Here is a 16,745-nt window from a genome sequence, read left to right as displayed (position 1 = left end):
AGGGGCGCGGCGAACCCGCCGCGCCCCTCCCGCCTGCCCGCCTCCCGTCAGGCCACCAGGCGCTCCCGCAGCGCGGCCAGGGTCGCGTCCGTCACGCCGCAGCGCGCGGTGAGGTAGTCCTCGATCGAGCCGTGACGCGCCCGCAGGACGGCAAGGGTGGACTCCATCGCGTGGCGGGGGGCGCCGAAGACGGCGTGGTAGCGGGATTCGTCGAGGCCCAGGCGGCGCAGCCGGGGCAGCATCTCCGCGAGGCGCAGCTCGCTGTAGTGGCGGCGGCTGAGGGTGTAGTCGTCGAGGATCACGGAATCGGGGACGCCGAGGGCGGCGAGCAGGAGCGCCGCCGCCATACCGGTGCGGTCCTTGCCCGCGGTGCAGTGGACGAGGGCCGGGGCGCCGCCCGGGGCGCCGAGCGCGGTGAGGACACGGCCGAAGACGGAGGCGTCCTGCTCGGCCATGTCGAGGTAGACGCGGTGCAGGAAGTCGTCGGGCAGCGCGTCGAGGCGGCCGGTGCGGAAGAGGTCGCCGAGCAGGCTCGTCCGGGCGGCGTCGCCGCCGATGTCGTACGGCTCGCGGCGGACGGCCGCCGGCAGCACGGAAGGGGCCTTCGCGCGCTCGTCCGGGGTGCGCAGGTCGTAGGCCACACGCAGGCCGAGCGGGGCGAGGGCCTCGAGGTCGGCGGCGGTGAGGCGGTCGGGGGCGTCGGCGCGGAAGACCAGGCCCCAGCGGGTGCGGCGGCCGTCCCGCACGGGGTAGCCGCCGAGGTCGCGGAAGTTGCCGGCCCCTTCGAGCGGCAGCACGCGCTCGGCGGCGAGCACGGCGGGCCCGCCGCCCGCGGGGCCGACCCGCACGTAGTGGCGCCCGGGCCCCAGCCCGTCGAGGGCGACCCGGCGGGCGGCGCCGTCCGCGACACGGGCGACGGGCGGGCCGCTGCCGGCCGCGTCGGGCGTCGGCCCGACCGCCACCTCCACGGCACCCGGCCCCGCCGCCTCCCACGTCACGTCGAGCCCTCCGGTGGCGCCGCGCACGACGTCGACCGCCAACACGACCGTTTGCATGTGCTCCTCCGCTCGTTGCCGGGTCCTTTACGTACGGCCTTCCGGCCAGGGCAGCTCTCCCGCGTCGATCTCGGCCGCGACGCGGTCGAGCCAGGCCAGCTCGGCGACACGCAGCGCCTGGGCGTAGTCGGCCTCCAGCGTCACGACCCGCGGCAGATCCGCGGTGTCGGCGTCCAGCTGGGCCGCGACCCGGTCGTACTCGGCCCGGATCGCGGCACGCCGCTCCCGCAGCAGGCCGGCCGCGGTGGCCGGATCGAGGTCGAGGATGTGGGCGAGGCCCGTGACGAAGACCGGGAAGTCCTGGGCGGGCGTGCGCAGGTAGTCCCGCACGAGCGCGTCCGCGACGGCGCGGCCCTCGTCCGTGATCGCGTACACCGTCCGCTCCGGCCGCGCCCCCGCCCGCTCCGACGCCACCGTGGTCACGAGCCCGGCCTCGGCCAGCCGCCGGATCGCGTCGTAGAGCGACCCGCCCCGCATCCTCACGACCTGGTCGACGTGCCGTTCCCGCACGAGGGCCTGGATCTCGTACGGATGCCGAGGCCGGTCCCTGAGCAGGCTCAGGACCGCCAGTGTGAGCGGTGAGCGCACCGCACGCGCCGCCATGGTGGCGCCCCCCTCCTGGGATGACCGAGTTCGATTACCCGACTTCGACTATAGCGTGGGCGGGGGGCTTGCGGGGCCCGTCCCCGGGGGGCTTCTGCGGGGGCTGGCCGCGGGGGCCGTCCGCGGGGGGGGCTGGCCGCGGGGGGGGGCCGCGCTTCCGCGGGGGTCTTCTGCGGGGGTCCGCGCCGGGGTTCCGCAGGGGGTCCGCGGGGGCCTTCCGCGGGGGTCTTCTGCGGGGGTCCGCGCCGGGGGTCCGCGGGCGGGCTCCGCGGGGGCCCGCCGGGGCCTGGGCGGAGGCGTCCGGAATGCCGCTTACGTCGCCCTGTGCGACGGTGAGGGTGGGACGGGGAAGTGGCGGGGGGAGCGGCGGGGCGGCGAGGAGGCTGGGCGATGAGGGCACTGGAGACGATCGGGTTCTCGGTCGCGGTGATCGCGATCTGCGTCGGGACGCTGCTGGTGTTCATCGGCGGCACGAAGTACCAGCACAAGGACTGAGCCGGGGCGGTTGCCGGCGCTCGCTCGCCCCGCGCCCCGAGGGGGTGCCGTTTGCGGCGGGCGGTTCGCCGTTCGCATGGTGGGGGCTGAGCGCGCCGTTCCTCGCGCCCCCGAGGGGTGCCACTTGCGGTGGCCGCTCGCCGTTCCGCCGGTGGGTGGTTGCTCGCGCAGTTCCCCGCGCCCCTGAGGGGGTGCCACTTGCGGTGGGGGTTCGCCGTTCTGCCGGTGGGTGGTTGCTCGCGCAGTTCCTCGCGCCCCTGGGTTGCCCGGCGGGGCATCGCGCCCTTGCTCGGGGGTTGGGGTCGGGTGCCACTCCGGGGGTACCTCCTCGGAATGCGCGTCTGACGTCATGACGTAGGTGGCGGGGAGGGGGTGCGCATTCCTGCGGGGGCACCCCCGGATCGTCCCCCTCCCGGGCCGGTGTGGCGGCTGCCTGCCGGTGGGGGTGAGGTTGTCCGGGGACTGCGGTTCGCCCCCGACGGCGGCGCACCCCCACGAGAAGGCCGTCAGCCGACGTCATATCCCGCACGGATGGTGGGGGTGGGAACACCCCGCGCCGCCAGGCGCGGGAAACCCCCACGGCGGGACACCCGCCCACGTACCGGCAACCGGGCACCGCCTGACGCGGACCCGGCGGCGGGCAGCCGCAAGCCCCACCGCAAGCGGGCACCGCCCGAAGCGGCGCAGACGGGCCGCGGGGCCGGGCGCGAGGGGGGTGGCGCCCGGCGGGGTGCGGGGCGGGGTGCGGGGCGGGGCGCGCCGGTTCGTACCGGCCCGTGCGGCCCCCACCCCCGGCGCATGGAAGTTTTCTTCCAAGCGCCTTGTGCGGAGCGAAAGTTACCTTCACTCTTGGCTTGGACGACGCCGTCCCCCCACCCCCACCCGGCACTCCCCTTCCTGTCCGGAGGACTTCATGAATTGGCATGCCCCTGTCACCTCCCGCGGGCTCGTCGCCTGCGCGGCGGTGGCCTGTGCCGCCCTCGGTGCCACCGCGATACCGGCCGCGGCCGCCCCCTCCCACAGCGCCAAGAACCCGATCACCCACCCCGAGCTTGACTGGGCGGGCTCCCAGGCCGCCAAGCACCAGTCCGCCGCGGACGCGGGCACCCTCACGCTCACGCCGAACGTCGCGGGCACGCCCGGCCTCGACGTCAGCAGCTACCAGGGCAACGTCAACTGGTCCTCGGTCGCGGCGAACGGTGCGCGTTTCGCGTACGTGAAGGCGACGGAGTCCACGTCGTACACGAACCCGTACTTCACCCAGCAGTACAACGGCTCGTACAACGCGGGCCTGATCCGCGGCTCCTACCACTTCGCGACGCCCAACACGTCGTCGGGCGCCGCGCAGGCGGACTACTTCGTCGCCCACGGCGGCGGGTGGTCGAAGGACGGCAAGACGCTGCCCGGCATGCTGGACATCGAGTGGAATCCGTACGGGGCGAGCTGCTACGGCCTGTCGGCGTCCTCGATGGTCAGCTGGATCCTGTCGTTCAGCAACGAATACCACGCCAAGACGTCCCGGTGGCCGGTGATCTACACGGCGACGAGCTGGTGGAGCCAGTGCACCGGCAACAGGGGCGACTTCTCGTCCACCAACCCGCTGGCGCTGGCCAACTACAACGGCAGCCCCGGCACGATGCCGTACAACTGGCCCTACCAGACGATCTGGCAGTACGCCGACAGCGGCATCTTCCCCGGCGACCAGGACGCCTTCAACGGCGACTTCAGCCGGGTGCAGGCCCTGGCCAACGGCTGAGCCGGCGGCGACAGAGCTGCCGGCGGAGACCGGAGCCCCCGTCCGCTACGCGCGTAGCGGGCGGGGGGTCCTCCGTGCGGGCCGGTAAGGGGCGCAGCCCGGCACACCACTTTCACAAGGGCACTTTCGCACCGTCCGTGGGCAGCGGTACCCACTCGTGGTGTTCCGTTAGCATGTTCGAGCCTATGACGATTGTCCTTCGTCGCCCGTTCACCGGAAAGCCCCGCATTACGGCATGAATAACGCGATAACCACTTCCGTTACGACAGACCGGTCAGTCCGTTGACGCAGATCTCCTCGCGAATACGGGCCCGAATACCCCGGCAGTCCCGGTCGTCCCGGCACCCGGACCGTTCCACCGACGCAGCGCTCGCCACGGGCGCGGCCACGCCGGTGAAGCCGATCCGGGTGCCGGGATGGCTGTGGGGCGTGGCCGGGGTGGTGACCGCCGCCTTCATGGCCGGGATGGAGATCGCCGCCCGGCACTACGACCTGCCGGGGCCGGTCACCAACCAGGTGCGGGAGGTCGTGTTCGCGCCGAAGTCGGGCTTCCTGCTCTACGCGAGCATGGCGCTGATGATGGTGGTGCTCACATGGCGCGAGCGGGCGGTCGCGCTGGGCGCGGCGGTCGGCGTCGACGTCGTCTTCCTGCTCGTCCGCTGGGCGGCGGGGGCGAAGCCGACCTTCGGCAACGGGGCGCTGTGGGTGATCATCGGCTGCGTCGTGATCGCGCTGACCCGCCGCACCGGGCGGGAGCGGACCCTGCTGCTCAAGGGGGTGGGGCTGGGGCTGCTGCTGGTGACCGGGCGCAAGGTCGGTGACACGTGGCTGCTCATCACGTCGAAGGCCCGCCCCTCGGTGCTCGACCCGTACGCCGAGACCGCCGACCGGGCGCTCGGCAACCCGTCGTGGCTGGTCGGGCGGATGGTGCACGCCACCGGGCCGGTCGGCGAGCACCTGCTGGACTACGTCTACATCCAGCTCGCCGTGGCCGCCGTCGCCGTCGCCTTCTACCAGCTGCGGCACGTCGCGTCCGAGCGCCGCTTCCCGCGGCACCACCTGGTGCGCACGTTCCTGGTCATCGGCCTGGTCGGGCCGGGCATCTACATGCTCTTCCCGACCGTGGGCCCGGTCTTCGCGTACGGCGGCGACGGCGGGCACTGGGCGCTCGCGAACCTGTGGCCGCACACCCCGCCCGCGCTCACCACCCCGCACCCGATGCCCTTCGACGAGGTCACCCCGCGCAACTGCATGCCCAGCCTGCACACCGCGTGGGCCACCGCGATCTTCGTCCACTCGCGCCGCGGCCCGCGCGCCCTGCGCTACGCCGGGGCCTTCTGGCTCGTCGCCACCCTCCTGGCGACCCTCGGCTTCGGCTACCACTACGGTGTCGACCTCGTCGCGGGCGCCGTCTTCTCCCTCACGATCGAGGCCGCCCTGCGCACCCTCGACCGCGGTCTCGACCGCCGCGGCCTCGCTCTGGTCGCCTACGGCACGGCCGTCTTCGCCGCGCTGCTGCTCGCGTACCGCTACCTCCCGGTGCAGATGGCCCACCACCCCTGGCTCGCCGGCCCCCTGCTGGTCCTGGCCCTCCTGTCGGTGATCACCGCCTACGTCCGCACGACCCGCCCGTGGTCCCCTCCGCTCACCCGGGAACCGGCCGCGGAACCGGCGGCCGTGCTGGTCTGAGCCGGGGCCGGGCGCATCCCCCGCGTGACGGGCGCGCCCTCGCACCCGGGCACGTCGTGCCGGGGCGGTGCGGCCTCGGGGGCGAGCGCGGCTCGTACGGCGAGGGATCTGCGGGTGCGGCTCGGTAGGGTCGTGCGGTGCACCCTGACGAGAGCGGCCCGGTCGATCCGGCACCCGTCCTGAACTGGCAGGACGGCTCCACGTTGCGGTGGACCGACCGGCCCGGGGAGGTCGATGCCGCGTTCGGCCGGGGCGAGCCGCTCGTAGGGGTGGCTGTGATCGCGCTCGCTCTCAACCATGCGGACGCGGAGGCGATCCTGCCCCGGGTTGCCAGGGCGCTGGAGGCGGACGACCCGGAGGTCCGCCGCCAGGGTGTCATCGCCCTGGCCCACGTCGCCCGGCTGCACGGGACCGTTGACCGGCGGTGCCTGGACCTCCTGCGCGGCTGCCCGCGCGGAAACGAGGCCGATGACGACCTCTGGTCCTTCGTCGCCCACCGGCGGCTTCCGTGGTGGCTGTGGCGGCACCACGTCAGGGAGCGGCTGACCTGGTGGTTCCGCGACAGGGGGCGGGACTGACGCTGCCGCCGGCTCCCGCGGGAACGGGCGGCGCGGACTCGCCGCCCGACCGGGAAGTGCGGCCGGAGGGCTACACGGATGGTCCGGCGGGCGGGGTGAGGACCGCGCCGGTCAGGGGTCCGTACGCCGTCCAGCCCAGGTGCTCGTAGAGGGCGCGGCCCTCGACCGTCGCGCCCAGGACGGCGGCCGGGCATCCGGCGGCGGCCGCCGCGTTGCACAGGGTGCGCACGACGAGGCTGCCGAGGCCGTGGCGGCGGTGGTCCGGTGACGTCTCTATCTGGTCGATCACGGCGGCGGCGCCGGGCGCGGGGACCGCGATCTGGCCGCGGGCGGCGAAGGCGTGGCCGGCGGTGGTGACGAGCGCGCGGGTGAGGCCGCCGCGGGTCCAGGTGCGCAGCCGGTAGCCGTCGGGGCAACGGGGCTCGGGCACCGGGGCGAGGCGGGTCGCCATCAGGAAGCCGGGGCTGTCGAGCTCCCAGCCCGGGGCGAGCCAGGGCTCGACGGTCTCCGGCTCCAGGAAGCACTTGATCCAGGTCCCGGGCGCGGTGACGGTCCGCATGAAGTGGCGGACGAGCGCCTCGTCCGCGTCCGGCAGCACGTACCGGCGCACCTGCTGCACCAGCCCCACGTCGACGGTGAAGCCCCACGGCTCCTCGACCGGAGGCGCGGCCGCCCGGGAGACCACCCACCCCTCGACCCACGCGCGCTTCAGGCCCGCGCGTCCGGGGCCGCCGGGTCCGTCCGTGCTGCCGACCTCCGAGGAGGTAATAGTCTCAGTCACATAGTGAACCTTACACATGCCCGCCCGGCGCGTCAGCCCCTGCGGTGGGCCAGGCCGGCGAGGTGGTCGGCCAGCAGGGCGCGGGCGCGGGCCGGGGTCAGACGGGCGGGGCGGGCGAGGAGCTGGAGGACGAGGCCGTCGAGGAGGGCGTGCAGACGGGCGCTCTCGGCGGCGAGGGCGCGGCCCTCGCCGAGGCCGCCCAGTTCCGCCAGCGCGGCGACCGCGCTCTCGACGGAGTCCCGGATCAGGTCGTCGACCTCGGTGCGGCGCTCGGCGGCCGCGGGGTCGCGGTGGGCGAGGACGACGAGCGCGAACCACGCCTCGGACTCCAGCCGCCGCTCGTCGTCCAGCGGCAGCAACTGCTCCAGATGCGCCTGCACGAACTCCGGCGAGAGCGCGCCCGCGGCGGCGTTGGCCGCGGCGACCCGCTCCCGCACCGCCTGCACGGCGTGGTCGACGGCGAAGAGCACCATGGCCGTCTTGTCGGCGAAGTAGTGCCGCAGCGCCCCCGCCGACCAGCCGGCCTCCTTCGCGACGGAGCGGACGCTCACCGCGTCGAAGCCCTCCCGCAGCGCGACGCGCCACAGCGCGACGGCCAGCTCCGCGCGGCGCTCCTCGTGGTCGACCATCTTCGGCATCCGGCCATTATCACACGCCTGTGTTATCTTGGAAGTGACACAGCCGTGCTAAAAAGGGGGTACGGGCATGCGCCGTTTCGACAGGACCTCGTGGCGGACGTTCGCCGCCGTCACGATCGTCCTCAACATCGCCCGCCAGGTAGCCTTCCCGCCCTCCGAGGTCGGCTCCGCCGCGACGATCGGCCTGGCCCTCGTGGTCGTGGCCGTAGCCTTCGCCCTCACCGCGGTCCTCCGGACGCTCTTCCACCCGGACGACGACTGAGGAGGACGGCACCCGGACGCCCGCCGGGGCGCGACCGGGCAGGCTCCCCCCGCCCGGCAGGACGCGGACCGGCCCGACGTCCCCGCGGTACGGCTCCGCGCCACGAAGGAGGCCCCCATCTACCGGATCGCGCCGGCGGCACGGCCCCGGGCGACGCGCGGACGCGGCCGCCGGAGCACGCGTGCCGGTGCGGAGGGCGGGGCCTCCGCACCGGCGCGCGTGCGGGGGTCAGCCGCGGGAGCCGGGCTCCGCGGGTTCGTCCGCCCGGCGGGGGGACTTCGCGGGCGGCGGGACCTCGACGCCCGCGCTCGCCAGGACGCTCGCGCGCGGGAGGAGGGGGCCCGCCAGGGCGGTGGTCACGAGGGCCATGATGACCATCATCGTGAACATCTGGCTGTCCAGGACACCCAGTTGGACGGCCACGTTGAGGATGATCAGCTCGGTCAGGCCGCGGGTGTTCATCAGCAGGCCGAGCGCGCGCGACTCCGTCCAGGACAGGCCGAAGACGCGGGCCGGGCCGATGGCGCCGAGGAGCTTGCCGAGGCAGGCGACGGCGACGATGGCCAGCAGCTCGACGTACTGGCGGCCGCCGAGGCCGTTGATGTCCACGCCGAGGCCGGTGACGATGAAGAAGACGGGCAGCAGCACCGTGCTGACGTTGTCCAGCGGCTTGCGCAGGTGCTCCGTCAGTTCACGGGCGGGCTCGCGCGGCATGACGAAGCCGAAGAGGAACGCGCCGAAGATCGCGTGGATGCCGATCCAGGTCGTCGCGTAGGCGGACAGGAACGCGCCCGAGGCGAGCATCACCAGCAGTTCGCGCCACTTGCGGCGGCCGGCGAAGAAGCTCACCGTGCGGGCCAGCGCGGGCTTGACGACGAGGAACATCAGCGCGACGTACGCGGCGCTCAGCGACAGCACCTGGGCGAGGTCGCGCGGGCTGCCGGACGTCACGAGCGCCGAGACGTACGCGAGCATGCACCACGCGAGGATGTCGTCCACGGCGGCGCTCGCCAGTGCCAGCGTGCCCACCCGGGTGTGGCCGAGACGGCGGTCGGTGATGATGCGGGCGAGCACCGGAAAGGCCGTCACGGACATCGCGGCGCCCATGAAGGTGGAGAAGGTCGTGAAGGAGATGTGGTGCCCGGCCACCGTGTTGTGGTGCGGGTAGAGGAAGACGGCGACGAGCACGCCGAGCCCGAAGGCACACGCGATCGACGACATCGACACGGCCGCGGCGAGTCCGCGGTGCGGCCGCAGGATGCGCTTCTCGAACTCCCACCCCACCATGAACATGAACAGGGCGAGGCCGACCTGCGACACCGCGGAAAGCATCGGTCTCGAATCGACGGGAAAGAGTTTGTGCGTCAGATCGCCCGGGAACTGCCCGAGCACGCTCGGCCCGAGGACGATACCGGCGAGCACCTCGGCCATGACCACCGGCTGCCGGAATCGCGGGGCGATACCGCCGAGAACCAGGCCGACGAGCAGCACGAAGGCGATACCGGCCATCATGACGGCGATTTGTAAGTCGGAGTGCGGGGCGAGCGAATGCAGCGCGGAGGTCGTCATGTGTGCGGGTCTCCTCGGGAGGGACGCCGGGCCGCGGAGGGCCCGGCGGGCGCGTGCACAATGATCGGAGCGGCCGACGGGCGTGACGGCGGGGCCGGTTCGGCCCAGGTGGTGAGGTGGTCGGCGCGTCGCGCCGGGGGTCGGCGGTGCACCGTGCAGGGGTCGCGCGCGGAACGGAAGGTGGCACGTCGGGCAATAGGCGACCTGGACTGTCTCCGGAGGAATCCGGAGGTCAGCGAGTGTAATTGGCCGGGCGGACGGGCGTCTACGACTGCCGGTACGCGAGAAATCCACCCGGTGGACGGTGGATTGACGCGAAGGCGGACACCGCAGGCCGGACCCGGTGCGTGTGAGAAGTTTTCACGCGATTCATGAATTCCTCACAGTGGCACGTGAATCCATCATGCCGCCCGGTGAATGCGTCACGTCCGGCGGGTGAGGACCCCCGCTCCGGCAGGCGGCCGGCCCGCAGGGTCAGGCGGTGGTCCAGCCGGGGAGGCCGGGGAGGAGGGCTTCGGCGACGTGCAGCAGGGTCGCGTCGTCCGGGGGGAAGGCGCCGTCCGTGCGCCAGAGGCTGATGTCGAAGGATGTGCCCGTGTCCTTCGGGGACATCGACACCGAGAGGACCCTGGCCGGGGCGCCGTGGCCGCTGCTGGAGCTCCCCGAGCCGGGCTTGAAGCGGATCTCCATGGTGCGGTCGGCGTAGGCCAGCGCGGGGTGGCCGAGGACGCTGCGCCGCTGGGCGTCGGCGCCGAAGATGCTCAGCCCCGCGGAGACGGTGAAGTTGCCGTACGAGGCGGCCAGGTTGACGGTGTAGGTCGGGAACGAGACCTGCGCGTAGGGGCCGGACAGGCCCTTGCCGTCGGTGGGCGGGGTGCTGCCGCTGGTCGTGGTGGACTTCGCCTTCTCCCCGGGCGTGCCCAGCAGTCCGGCGAGATCCGGGCGGAACAGCAGGTCGCACAGCTGCTCGCCGGAGAGGTAGGGGGAATCCGCCGCGGGCTTCGCGTGCCCGTCGTGCGAGCACGTCGTGCCCCGCCCGTCGTCCGCCGGGCCCTCGTCGGCGTGCGTGTGCTGGTAGAAGAGCAGGGCGGCGCCGAGGGCCCCGATCAGGGCCACCGCCGTCACGACCTGGCCCACGGCGCCCGGGCCTTTCGGCTGGGCCTGGTTCTCGTTCCCCCCGGACATGTCCCCCGCCTGCGGTGATCCTCGGTATGCGGCTCGGGGAACGTATCCCGGGACCGGCGGGCGCACAAGCGGAAAGCCGTACGGACGTACGAAGACGGGGGCGGGGGGTGCGGCGGGGACGGGAGTTGGCAGACTCACCGTCATGGAGCTGATCGCGAGGGGCCGCGAGGCGGACGTGTACGCCGTGGGCGAAGGGTGGGTGCTGCGGCGCCTCCGCGACGCGGACCGTTCCACGGCGCAGGAGGCGCGGACCCTGCGCTGGCTGGCCGCCGCGGGCTACCCCGTACCCGCCGTGCACGCCTCGGACGGGCCCGACCTGGTCATGCAGCGCCTGCACGGCCCGACCATGGCCGAGGCGCTGCGCCGCAGTCCGTGGCGGGCCGCGGAGTACGGGGCGGTCCTCGGCCGGCTGCACCGGGAGCTGCACGAGCTGCGCGCGCCCGAGTGGCTGCCGCCCCTCGCGGACGCCGGCCGGGCGGGCGACGCGCGGGTGCTGCACCTCGACCTGCACCCGGAGAACGTGCTGCTCACCGCGGACGGCCCGCGTGTCGTCGACTGGACCAACGCACGGGCCGGGGCGCCCGAGGTGGATGTCGCCATGACGTCGGTGATCCTGCGCTGCGTCGAACTCCCCCTTCCCACGAAGCTGTTGCTGCGGGTGCTGCTGCGCTCGGCCAACCGCGCCGCCGGCGCCGACGTGCGCGCCGGCATGCCCGCCGCGACCCGCCACCGGCTGGCCAACCCGACCCTCGGTCCCGGCGAGATCCGCCTGGTGCAGGCGCTGCAACGGCGCCACGGGTGAGGGGCGGTGGGGCGCGGCCCGTTCAGGCCTCCTCGTCCTCCTCGTCGCCGTCCTCCGCCGCGTACGGGTGGACGAAGAGGCCGGCCGACAGCTGGGTGAACCAGTCGGCGACGGGGACCGTTTCCGCGCTCGCGTCCAGCTCCGACGCGAAGGCGCGGAAGGCGGTGCGGACCTCGGCGTCCAGCAGGCCGTAGAGGTCGGCGGTGGCCTCGGCGCGGTCCAGCAGCAGCCGCATCAGCAGCCGTTCGGCGGGGCACGCCGGGGGCGCGGGGCGCGGCTGGGCCAGGCGGCCGGTCATCGTCACCGCGGTCGTGACCAGGCGGCGGACGAAGAGCACGTCGTAGTGGCCGGCGTACTCCGCCGGGAGGTCGTCCAGGACGAGGAAGGCCTCGCCGCGCCCGGTGTGCTTCGGGCCCGAGGGCTCCAGCCGCCCGAGGTCGGCGAACAGCTCGTCGACGAGCAGGTGGATGCCGTAGACGAGGGCCCCGGCCGCGATCTCCCGGGCGGCGCCCGCGAGGTGCGGGAAGGCGCGCAGCTGCGGTGCCATCGCGCGCAGCCGCCGCCGCATCGCGTCGGTCTCCGCGCCGCCCGGCGCGGCGGGCCTGCCCGCCAGGTGCTCGTGCGCGGCGTGCCGCCGGGCCCGCTCGGCGATATCGGACGGCGGGGCGTCCGGGCCGTCCGCGGCGTCCAGGCATTCCTGGGCGATGCCGTCGTGCAGCTGCACCTCGCACCGGGTGACCACCCAGTGTGCGAGCAGCCCGCTGCGGGCGAGCAGTTCCGTCATGGCGGCGTGCACCGCGTCCTCGGCGGACTCCAGCCCCGGGGCGTCCACGACGACCTTGAGCAGCGCGCCGCGCGGGTGCCCGGCGATCACCCGGTCGAGGAGGGTGACCCCCGGACTGCCGGACTCCAGCACGTCGAAGTGCCGCTCCAGCAGGCTGACCGCGCCCTCGCACTGCAACGCGTCCAGCGCGGGAGCACCCGCGGGGATCTCCGCGTCGACCGTCACCGCGTACGTCATGACGCCGCATCGTTCCCTATGCGCGCGCCTCGGCACGCCGGAACGTCTCAACTGGTGGACGCCCACGGGGGAGTCTGGTAGTGCGCCGCGCCGGGCTGCTCGGCCGGCCCGGACCGGGCCCCGACGCGTCCCCGCCGCGTGCCGGACCCCGGCCGTCGCGGCGCGGGACTCCCGCGGCCGGAGGGCCGCGCACGCCGCCCCGGCGCGCGCGGGCACCACCCGCACCACGGGCCCCCGCAGCCGACACGCGCACGTCGAGGCACGTCACGGCCGCGCCGGCGGAGCACCCGCCGCGAAGAACGGTGCCGGTTTCAACCGGGGGTTCACCCGTGGGCGGTGCGGAGTTCACCGGCGGGGGTCACCTTCGGGGCATGACTTCACGATCCCTCCGCACGCGCCGGCGTATGCGCGTCGCGACGGCCATCGGCCTGGTCGTCGCCGTCGCGGGCGCGGGCACCGCGGCCGCCCAGGGCGCCGGGTGGCTCTCCCCGTCGCACGACTTCCACGCGAACGCGGACGCGTACTCCGGGCACGGCACCGTCACCGGTGACGTGCTGCGCAACGACCCGGGCGCGACCGCGGTCGTCCGGCACACCGCCCCCACGCACGGCGCGCTGACGATCGGCGCCGACGGCGGCTTCACCTACGAGCCGCAGGCCGGCTTCAAGGGCACCGACACCTTCACGTACACCACCACCGACGCGGTGGAGCTGTTCGGGGACACCGGCGCCAAGGGCACCCCGCTGGCGCCGCTGGCGCAGGTCAAGGGGCCGGACGGCACCACGACGCAGCTCTCCGGCGAGGGCTACGGCTCGTCGCTGACACCCGTCCCGCACCGGCCGGGCCACTTCTACGGCCTCACCGACCGCGGCCCGAACGCGGACGCCCCGGACGGCAACAAGTCCGAGATGCTGCTCGGCTTCACCCCGCAGATCGGCGAGTTCCGGCTCGTGGACGGCAAGGCCGAACTGGTCAGGCAGGTCACGCTGAAGGGACCGAAGAGCCTGGGCGGGGTCGCGTACAGCGGGCGGCCGCCGCACGACACCGCGGAGGTCATCGACGACGTCGCCGCCACCAACGCGAACGGCGGCACGCCCGTCCCGGTCGCGCGCGACGCGTACGGCTACGACTCCGAGGGCCTGGTCGCGCTGCCGGACGGCACCTTCTGGGTGTCGGACGAGTACGGCCCCTACATCACGCACTTCGACGCCGACGGCTACGAGCTGGGCCGCCTGACGCCCTACCGCGACAGCGTCGACAACGCCCAACACAAGATCCTCGGCCACCTGCCCGCCGAACTGGCCGACCGCGCCACCAACAAGGGCATGGAGGGCCTGACCGTCACCCCGGACGGCCGCACCCTCGTCGGCATCATGCAGTCCGCGCTCCAGCAGCCCGACCTGGGCGGCACCAAGGCCAAGAACGTGGCGCCGACCCGTATCGTCACGGTCGACCTGCGCACCTTCCGGACCGCCCAGTACCTGTACCTGCTGGACGACCCGGGCACCACCGGCGACGCCGCCAGCGAGATCACCGCGCTGTCCGGCACCACCTTCCTCGTCGACGAACGGGACGGGAACTACGAGCCCTTCGCCAGGAAGACCCTCTACACCGTCGACATCAACGGCGCGACCGACGTCTCCGGCCTGACCGTCGGCGGCAGGTCGCCCGAGGCCTTCGTCGGCAAGGACGGCACCGACGCCGCGCTCACCGCGCTCACCGCCGCGGGCGTCAACGTCGCGCAGAAGCAGCGGACGCTGGACGTCGGCACGCTGGTCAGCCAGCTCGACCCGTCCGGCGGCTTCTTCGCGCACGACAAGGTCGAGGGCGTCGCGACCGCGGACGGCGGAAGGACGCTCTACCTGTCCAACGACGACGACTTCGGCATCGACACCGTCGCCGTCGACCCGGACGGCACGTGGACGGTCCACCAGAAGGTGCTGCCGTCGACGGGCGCCCAGGACAGCGGCGAGATCCTCAAGGTGGACACGGCCAAGCTGCCCGCCGTGCTGAAGACCGTCACCGTCACGATCACCGTGCGCTGACCCGCGCACCGGGCCCGCCTCCCGCTCCGGGGGCGGGTCCGGCCGCCCCGGCCGGACATCCCCCGCCCGGACGCCGGCGTGCGGCCTCCCGCGGGCAGGGGCGGGCCTACCGGCCGCCGGGGAACGGCGGGGCGACCTCGGCGAGGGTGCCGTCCGGCTGGAGCCCGTAGAAACGCGGCGGGGGCATCGACTCGACCAGCCGCCGGATCTCCGCCGCACGCTCCTGCGGGGTCGGGCCCGCCGGGTCGCGCAGGGTGAAGCCGCGCAGGGGCACGGCCCGCCGGTCGACGTCGGCGGGACGGGGCAGCCCCTCCAGGGCGAAGCCGAAGAGGACGCGCAGCGCGTCCTCGCCGAATTCCAGGGGGTGGAAGGGCAGCGGGTAGGCCTCGTCCTCCTCGCCGGGCCACGGCTCGATCTCCGCGGGGCGCTCACCGGCCCAGTAGGGGCGCTCGAAGGGCAGCGGCTCTCCGATGTCCTCGGTGATCCCGTCCTCCGGGGAGATGCTCAGGGAGCGCACGAGCCGGCCGTCCTCCCACACCGCGAAGGCGAGCCAGTCGACGGCGCTGTGCATGGCGTGCAGCACCAGCCGCCGCCCGCGGCTCGCCTCGACCAGCCGGGCGGGCAGCTGGGAGGGGTAGTCCACCATCACGCCCTTGTCGCACACCAGGTCCAGGCCGGGCCAGCTCCCCGCGAAGGCCGCGCCGTTGGCGGGGTAGGTGTCGTCGAGGGTGCCGTCGGCGGCGGGCGTGACCTCCCACCCCGGGTAGAGCCGCCGCATCACGGCACACGTCCGCTCCGCGTCCGGCTCCCCCGCCACGCGGCGCAGCGCGTCCGGCACGGGGCCCTCGGCGTACCCGAGCAATCCGGTCTTGGCTCCCACGATGTCCCCCTATGTGCTGTGTGCGCTGTGCGCTGCGTGCTCCTGCCGCGGGTGCGCCCGTACCGTGTGTACCCGTACCGCGCGTGTTCGACCCCGGGCCCGCACCGTATCCGGCCGCACTGTCAGCGCCCGAATCCGCCGGTGGAAGGGGGTGGTCGAGCGGCGCGGCGCCTCACGGCCGCTCAGGCGGGTGCGGGTCCCGCGGCCGCGGCGGCGGACGGGGACGACGGCGCGGGCGACGGGCGGCGCGACCAGCGGGTGGCGATCACCGCGCAGACGGCCAGCTGCATCTGGTGGAAGAGCATCAGCGGGAGGATCGCCAGGCCCGCGCGGCCGCCGAACAGCGCCGCCGCCATGGGCAGGCCCGTGGCCAGGCTCTTCTTCGAGCCGCAGAAGACGATCGCGATGCGGTCCTCCTCGGGGAAGCCGAGGCGGCGGGCGGCCAGGGAGGTCGTGGCGAGGGCCACCGCCAGCATCGCCGCCTCCACGAGCAGGAGCGCGGCCAGGCGCGGGAGGGTCACCTGGTGCCAGATGCCCTCGGACATGCCCTTGCTGAAGGCCGTGTAGACGACCAGCAGGATGGAGACGCGGTCGAGCCGGCCGAGGACGCGTTTGTGGCGGGTGACGAAGCCGCCCGTCCAGCGGCGCAGGAGCTGGCCCGCGAGGAACGGGGCGACGAGCTGCACGCCGAGGGTGGTGAGTCCGTCCGCGGAGAAGCGGACGGTGGAGCCGATGAGCCAGGCCGCGAGCAGCGGGGTGAGCACCATGCCGAGCAGGCTGCTGTACGTGCCCGCGCAGATCGCCGCCGCGACGTTGCCGCGGGCGGTGGAGGTGAAGGCGATCGACGACTGCACGGTGGACGGCACGACGCACAGGAAGAGCAGCCCCGTCGCGAGCTGCGGGCTCAGCAGCGCGGGTGTGGCGGCGGCGCCCACCGCGAGGCCGAGCAGCGGGAAGAGCACGAACGTCGCCGCCACGACGACCGAGTGCAGCCGCCAGCCGCGCAGGCCCTCGACCGCCTCGCGGGCGGAGAGCCTGCTGCCGTAGAGGAAGAAGAGCAGGCCGATCGCGACGTCCGCCGCGTCACCCGCGACGACCGCCGCACCGCCCTCGGCCGGCAGCACCGCGGCGAGCGCGACCGTACCGGCGAGGGCGGCCACGTACGGGTCGACCGCGCGGCGCACCGCGCGGAGGGCCCGCGCCGCCGGGGACGCACCGCCGGGGGCGCCCCGGTCCGGCGCCCCGCGCGGGGGCCGGGACCCGGGTGCGGGCAGGCCCCGGCCGCCGGGCGCGCGGGGACCCGGTGCCGCCATGTTCGGGCGGGGGGCCGGGTCGTGCGGACCCGCGTGCGGTGAGCCGGGGTCGGGGCTCGGGTCCGGCGGCCGG

General features: G+C 74.4%; 15 protein-coding genes. 6 read left to right on the top strand and 9 right to left on the bottom strand.

The window, feature by feature from the left end; genetic code table 11:
- Positions 1-47 precede the first annotated feature (47 nt).
- Together ACH4SE_RS33195 and ACH4SE_RS33190 are read right to left on the bottom strand one after the other, a co-directional pair.
- Positions 48-1,055, bottom strand: a complete 1,008-nt coding sequence (locus ACH4SE_RS33195; RefSeq protein WP_398547269.1) for a tyrosine-protein phosphatase — start codon at positions 1,053-1,055, stop codon at positions 48-50.
- A gap of 27 nt (positions 1,056-1,082) precedes the next feature.
- The gene (locus ACH4SE_RS33190; RefSeq protein WP_398547268.1) at positions 1,083-1,658 is read right to left on the bottom strand and encodes a PadR family transcriptional regulator; all 576 of its coding nucleotides are present in this window, start codon (positions 1,656-1,658) and stop codon (positions 1,083-1,085) included.
- Positions 1,659-3,066: 1,408 nt separating this feature from the next.
- Between ACH4SE_RS33190 and ACH4SE_RS33185 the strand changes: the two genes are divergently transcribed.
- From ACH4SE_RS33185 to ACH4SE_RS33175, 3 genes are all read left to right on the top strand, one after another.
- Positions 3,067-3,909 carry a lysozyme gene (locus ACH4SE_RS33185; protein WP_398547267.1) on the top strand — a complete coding sequence of 281 codons (843 nt, stop codon included), beginning with the start codon at positions 3,067-3,069 and terminating at the stop codon, positions 3,907-3,909.
- 408 nt (positions 3,910-4,317) lie between these two features.
- Positions 4,318-5,598 carry a phosphatase PAP2 family protein gene (locus ACH4SE_RS33180; RefSeq protein ID WP_398547266.1) on the top strand — a complete coding sequence of 427 codons (1,281 nt, stop codon included), beginning with the start codon at positions 4,318-4,320 and terminating at the stop codon, positions 5,596-5,598.
- Positions 5,599-5,735: 137 nt separating this feature from the next.
- Positions 5,736-6,176, top strand: a complete 441-nt coding sequence (locus ACH4SE_RS33175; RefSeq protein ID WP_398547265.1) for a hypothetical protein — start codon at positions 5,736-5,738, stop codon at positions 6,174-6,176.
- Positions 6,177-6,246: 70 nt separating this feature from the next.
- Here ACH4SE_RS33175 and ACH4SE_RS33170 read toward each other — a convergent pair whose 3' ends face one another.
- Both ACH4SE_RS33170 and ACH4SE_RS33165 read right to left on the bottom strand, forming a co-directional pair.
- A complete protein-coding gene (locus ACH4SE_RS33170) occupies positions 6,247-6,957 on the bottom strand; it encodes a GNAT family N-acetyltransferase (protein ID WP_398547264.1) in 711 nt (236 codons plus the stop codon).
- 32 nt (positions 6,958-6,989) lie between these two features.
- A complete protein-coding gene (locus tag ACH4SE_RS33165; protein ID WP_398547263.1) occupies positions 6,990-7,595 on the bottom strand; it encodes a TetR/AcrR family transcriptional regulator in 606 nt (201 codons plus the stop codon).
- Positions 7,596-7,662: 67 nt separating this feature from the next.
- Here ACH4SE_RS33165 and ACH4SE_RS33160 point away from each other — a divergent pair, with 67 nt between their 5' ends.
- Positions 7,663-7,857: a hypothetical protein gene (locus ACH4SE_RS33160; RefSeq protein ID WP_398547262.1), complete on the top strand. Its 195-nt coding sequence runs from the start codon at positions 7,663-7,665 to the stop codon at positions 7,855-7,857.
- 228 nt (positions 7,858-8,085) lie between these two features.
- Here ACH4SE_RS33160 and ACH4SE_RS33155 read toward each other — a convergent pair whose 3' ends face one another.
- Positions 8,086-9,426 carry a cation:proton antiporter gene (locus ACH4SE_RS33155; protein ID WP_398547261.1) on the bottom strand — a complete coding sequence of 447 codons (1,341 nt, stop codon included), beginning with the start codon at positions 9,424-9,426 and terminating at the stop codon, positions 8,086-8,088.
- A 474-nt stretch (positions 9,427-9,900) separates the two neighbouring features.
- Positions 9,901-10,611, bottom strand: a complete 711-nt coding sequence (locus ACH4SE_RS33150) for a DUF6215 domain-containing protein (protein WP_398547260.1) — start codon at positions 10,609-10,611, stop codon at positions 9,901-9,903.
- 142 nt (positions 10,612-10,753) lie between these two features.
- On the opposite strand from ACH4SE_RS33150, the gene ACH4SE_RS33145 reads away from it, so the two are divergent.
- Positions 10,754-11,413, top strand: a complete 660-nt coding sequence (locus ACH4SE_RS33145; RefSeq protein ID WP_398547259.1) for a phosphotransferase — start codon at positions 10,754-10,756, stop codon at positions 11,411-11,413.
- A gap of 22 nt (positions 11,414-11,435) precedes the next feature.
- Here the strand turns inward: ACH4SE_RS33145 and ACH4SE_RS33140 are convergent, their stop codons facing one another.
- Positions 11,436-12,434 (bottom strand): hypothetical protein, encoded by a 999-nt coding sequence (locus tag ACH4SE_RS33140; protein ID WP_398547258.1) that lies wholly within the window; start codon positions 12,432-12,434, stop codon positions 11,436-11,438.
- Between the two features lie 404 nt (positions 12,435-12,838).
- Here ACH4SE_RS33140 and ACH4SE_RS33135 point away from each other — a divergent pair, with 404 nt between their 5' ends.
- Positions 12,839-14,479, top strand: coding sequence for an esterase-like activity of phytase family protein (locus ACH4SE_RS33135; RefSeq protein WP_398547257.1), 1,641 nt, complete (start codon positions 12,839-12,841; stop codon positions 14,477-14,479).
- A 106-nt stretch (positions 14,480-14,585) separates the two neighbouring features.
- Here ACH4SE_RS33135 and ACH4SE_RS33130 read toward each other — a convergent pair whose 3' ends face one another.
- Together ACH4SE_RS33130 and ACH4SE_RS33125 are read right to left on the bottom strand one after the other, a co-directional pair.
- Positions 14,586-15,359 (bottom strand): DUF6928 family protein, encoded by a 774-nt coding sequence (locus ACH4SE_RS33130; protein ID WP_398547256.1) that lies wholly within the window; start codon positions 15,357-15,359, stop codon positions 14,586-14,588.
- A 182-nt stretch (positions 15,360-15,541) separates the two neighbouring features.
- Positions 15,542-16,543, bottom strand: coding sequence for a bile acid:sodium symporter family protein (locus ACH4SE_RS33125; RefSeq protein ID WP_398547255.1), 1,002 nt, complete (start codon positions 16,541-16,543; stop codon positions 15,542-15,544).
- Positions 16,544-16,745: the final 202 nt, after the last annotated feature.

Origin of the sequence: Streptomyces sp. NPDC020983 (assembly GCF_044333485.1) — a bacterium.
Classification (GTDB): domain Bacteria; phylum Actinomycetota; class Actinomycetes; order Streptomycetales; family Streptomycetaceae; genus Actinacidiphila.
The sequence above is the reverse complement of the archived record's forward strand: the minus strand, read 5'-3'. Positions and strand labels throughout refer to the sequence as shown.

Coding starts and splice junctions, on each gene's coding strand:
- ACH4SE_RS33195 (WP_398547269.1), bottom strand. CDS start 1,055: ATGCAAACGGTCGTGTTGGCGGTCGACGTCGTGCGCGGCGCCACCGGA.
- ACH4SE_RS33185 (WP_398547267.1), top strand. CDS start 3,067: ATGAATTGGCATGCCCCTGTCACCTCCCGCGGGCTCGTCGCCTGCGCG.
- ACH4SE_RS33155 (WP_398547261.1), bottom strand. CDS start 9,426: ATGACGACCTCCGCGCTGCATTCGCTCGCCCCGCACTCCGACTTACAA.
- ACH4SE_RS33165 (WP_398547263.1), bottom strand. CDS start 7,595: ATGCCGAAGATGGTCGACCACGAGGAGCGCCGCGCGGAGCTGGCCGTC.
- ACH4SE_RS33145 (WP_398547259.1), top strand. CDS start 10,754: ATGGAGCTGATCGCGAGGGGCCGCGAGGCGGACGTGTACGCCGTGGGC.
- ACH4SE_RS33135 (WP_398547257.1), top strand. CDS start 12,839: ATGCGCGTCGCGACGGCCATCGGCCTGGTCGTCGCCGTCGCGGGCGCG.
- ACH4SE_RS33150 (WP_398547260.1), bottom strand. CDS start 10,611: ATGTCCGGGGGGAACGAGAACCAGGCCCAGCCGAAAGGCCCGGGCGCC.
- ACH4SE_RS33190 (WP_398547268.1), bottom strand. CDS start 1,658: ATGGCGGCGCGTGCGGTGCGCTCACCGCTCACACTGGCGGTCCTGAGC.
- ACH4SE_RS33140 (WP_398547258.1), bottom strand. CDS start 12,434: ATGACGTACGCGGTGACGGTCGACGCGGAGATCCCCGCGGGTGCTCCC.
- ACH4SE_RS33160 (WP_398547262.1), top strand. CDS start 7,663: ATGCGCCGTTTCGACAGGACCTCGTGGCGGACGTTCGCCGCCGTCACG.